A 3830-nucleotide genomic window follows, 5' to 3' on the forward strand; every position below is an offset into this window, starting at 1 on the left:
TGCATGTGCGGCTGGTGACGCTGTTCGGCATCGTGGCGGTCGCGCCGACCATCGTGGTGGGCATCTTCGCCGCCGTGTTCTTTCACTACGGTATCCAGATCTGGTTCAGCGACAGGGTGAACACCGCGCTGAACGAGGCGCTGGAAACATCGCGTGGCTACCTGCAGGAACATAACGCCAATATCCGCACGGAAGCCTTCTCCCTGGCCAACTACCTTGTCAGCGCGCAAAATGGCCTGTCCGGTTCGGGGGGCGACCTGCTGCATGATTCGGACGCGCTGTCGCAGGTGCTGGATTCACAGGCGACCCTGCGCGGGCTGGATGTGGCGGTGGTGTACGACCCGTTCACCAATACGGTGGTCGCTTCCGGCGGGCTGATGGGGCGCACGGCCAACCTGCGCGACCTGCCGCCACCGGCCGCGACCCTCATGGCGCGGACCAACGAAATCGCCATCCTGGACTCGGCGGATGAAAAGACCGTCCGCGCCGTGGTCACGCTGGGCGATACGCCGCCGCTCATGCTCATGATCGCAAGGCCGGTCGATCCCGACATTCTCGAACACATGCACCGCACCGAACAGGTGGTGGCCGACTACCAGCGCCTGAACGGCAACCGCGCCAAGATCCAGTTCACCTTCGTGCTGATCTTCGCCCTTGTCGCCGTGCTGGTGCTGGGGGCCGCGATCCTGATCGGGCTCATGCTCGCCAACCAGATCGTGCGCCCGCTGGGGCTGCTCATCCTGGCTTCCGAGCGGGTGAGCAAGGGCATGCTGGACAGCAACGTGCCCGAAGGCGACCGCGATGACGAGGTGTCCAGCCTGTCCCGCGCCTTCAACCGCATGACCACCCAGCTCGCCACCCAGCGCGCGGAACTGGTCAACGCCACCAACCAGATCAACGAGCGCCGCCGCTTTACCGAGGCCGTGCTGGCCGGTGTGTCGGCGGGCGTGATCGGGTTGGATTCCCAGCGCATGATCGAACTGCCCAACCGGGCGGCCAGCGTACTGCTGCATCGTGACATGGCCGCCAGCGTGGGCCGCCCGCTGATCGAGGTGGTGCCCGAACTCACCCCCATGCTCGACCGCATCGCCCATGACGGCGTACGCGAACTGACGGGCGAGGTGCAGGTGCTGGCGGGCGGGCGGGCCTGCACCCTGCTGGTCCGAATCGGCGCGGAAATGCAGAGCACCATGACCGGTGATTTCGCTGACGGATATGTGGTCACATTTGACGACATAACAGCCTTGCAGGTGGCGCAGCGCAAGGCGGCCTGGGCGGACGTGGCGCGCCGCATCGCCCATGAGATCAAGAACCCGCTCACCCCCATCCAGCTCGCGGCCGAGCGGCTCAAGCGCCGCTTCCTGCGCGAGATCGCGTCCGACCCCGACACCTTCGCCCAGTGCGTGGATACGATCATCCGCCACGTGGGCGATATCGGGCGCATGGTGGATGAATTTTCCGCCTTTGCGCGCATGCCGCAGCCCGTCATGCGGGTGGAGGATCTCTCGCGCATCGTGCGTGAGGCGCTGATCCTGCAACGCAACGCCCACCCCGAAATCCGCTACGAGGTGAGCCTGCCCGACCGGGGGCCGCTGGTGAACTGTGACCGCAGGCTGGTGGGCCAGGCGCTGACCAACCTGTTGCAGAACGCGGCCGACGCCATCGCCATGCGCCCCCCGCGTGAGGCGGCGGGCGGGGATGGCGTGATCGGCACGATCCGTATTACATTGAGCCATAATGGCCCGAACGTCGTGCTTGCCATCGCGGATGACGGTATCGGGCTGCCAGTCGAGGACCGCGCCCGACTGACCGAGCCGTATGTGACCCACAAGCCCAAGGGAACCGGCCTTGGCCTTGCGATCGTCAAGAAGATTCTTGAGGATCATGGCGGAAGCATCGGGCTTGAGGACGCGCCGGAGGCAGGGGAGCTGTGTCGACGTTGATTTTGCCGATAAAGGACGACCATGGGGCATGAAATCCTGATCGTTGATGACGAGCCGGATATACGGCTTCTTATCGAGGGCATTCTGGCTGATGAGGGATACGAGACCCGGCTTGCGGCCGATTCCGATTCCGCCATCGCCGCTTTCAGGGAACGTCGGCCCGCGCTGGTCGTGCTGGACGTGTGGCTTCAGGGGTCGCGGCTTGACGGGCTGGGCATCCTCAACGTCCTGCACAAGGAGGAGCCGTCGATTCCGGTCATCATGATCTCCGGGCATGGAACGATCGAGACCGCCGTGGCCGCCCTCCAGCACGGCGCGTATGACTTTATTGAAAAACCCTTTCAGGCCGACCGGCTGCTCGTGGTGGTGCGGCGTGCGCTGGAGGCCTCGCGCCTTGCGCGTGAAAACGCGGAACTGCGCCTGCGCGTGGGCTCCAGCACGGTGCTGGAAGGGCGCAGCGTCGCCATTACCGCCGTACGCAACCAGATCGACCGCGTGGCGCCCACCGGCTCGCGCGTGCTGATTTCAGGCGCGGCGGGCACGGGCAAGGAAGTGGCGGCGCGGATGATCCACGCCAGTTCCCGCCGGGCGGAGGGACCGTTCATCGCCCTGAACTGCGCCACCCTCGCGCCCGGTCGGTTCGAGGAAGAGCTGTTCGGCATCGAGGGCGGGGAAAACGGCGCCGGCCGGCGCACCGGCGTGCTTGAGCGCGCCCATGGCGGCACGCTCCTGCTGGATGAAGTGTCGGACATGCCGCTGGAAACGCAGGGCAAGATCGTGCGCGCGCTTCAGGACCAGACCTTCGAGCGGCTGGGCGGCGCGCGGCGGGTGAAGGTGGATGTGCGCGTGCTGGCGACCACCAACCGCGACCTCCAGTCCGAGATCGCGCTGGGGCGCTTCCGCGAGGATCTGTACTACCGGCTCGCCGTCGTGCCGCTGCGCATTCCCGGCCTGCGCGAACGGCGCGAGGACATACCCGAACTGGCGCGCATGTTCCTTGACCGCGCGGCAGAGAATGCGGGCCTGCCGCTGCGCGAACTGTCGGGTGATGCGATTGCCGCGCTGCAGAGCTATGAATGGCCCGGCAACGTGCGTGAGCTGCGCAATCTCATGGAACGGCTGCTGATCATGATGCCGGGCAACAGCTCGGATCCCATCCGGGCCGACATGCTGCCCTCCACCGTGGGGGATGGCGCGCCCGCGCTGCTCAAGTTCGATTCTGACGAGGATGTGATGAGCCTTCCCCTGCGGGAAGCACGCGACCTGTTCGAGACCCAGTACCTGCAGGCGCAGCTCCTGCGCTTTGGTGGGAATATCAGCCGGACCGCGGGATTCGTGGGGATGGAGCGCAGCGCGCTGCATCGCAAGCTCAAGCAGCTTGGCGTCACGTCCGAGGACCGCAACGCCGGATGAGCTTTTGCCCACCGCACGCATGACTGCTACACAACGAACTGTGATACGGATGGTGGCAACGCCGTAGCATGACACGCGACTGTGCCGTGTAAGTCCGCCCAACAAGCAACAAGTAAGGCCCTGCCGTGGCAAAAGAACCTTCGCAGAATGTACAGGACGTCTTTCTCAATCACGTCCGCCGGTCGAAAACGCCGGTTACCATTTTCCTCGTCAACGGTGTCAAGCTTCAGGGCATCATAACGTGGTTTGACAACTTCTCCGTCCTGCTGCGGCGCGACGGGCACACCCAGCTTGTCTACAAGCACGCGATCAGCACGGTCATGCCGGCGACACCGGTCAGCCTGTTCGAACCCCCGGCCGAGACCGAAGATACACCGGAGCGCGCGGTGACGGATGGCAACCCGTCGTGACGGCGGGGGTGCCCCCAGCTTCCGCCACGCGCGCGGCCGTCATCCTGCCGTGGGAACGCCCTGA

Annotated in this window: 2 protein-coding genes and 1 pseudogene; all 3 read left to right on the forward strand. The window is 65.5% G+C overall.

The annotated features are described in order from the left end of the window. Positions 1-1975 (forward strand): annotated as a pseudogene (locus JCM25156_RS23570) (ATP-binding protein); the annotation flags it as partial. Continuing rightward, on the forward strand, positions 1965-3356 hold the full coding sequence (gene ntrX, locus JCM25156_RS10845) for a nitrogen assimilation response regulator NtrX (RefSeq protein ID WP_025813095.1): 1392 nt from the start codon (positions 1965-1967) through the stop codon (positions 3354-3356). The pseudogene JCM25156_RS23570 and the gene ntrX, both read left to right, overlap by 11 nt. 125 nt (positions 3357-3481) lie before the next feature. Continuing rightward, on the forward strand, positions 3482-3766 hold the full coding sequence (gene hfq, locus JCM25156_RS10850; protein ID WP_025813097.1) for an RNA chaperone Hfq: 285 nt from the start codon (positions 3482-3484) through the stop codon (positions 3764-3766). Positions 3767-3830: the final 64 nt, after the last annotated feature.

This window comes from Komagataeibacter kakiaceti JCM 25156, from assembly GCF_000613305.1.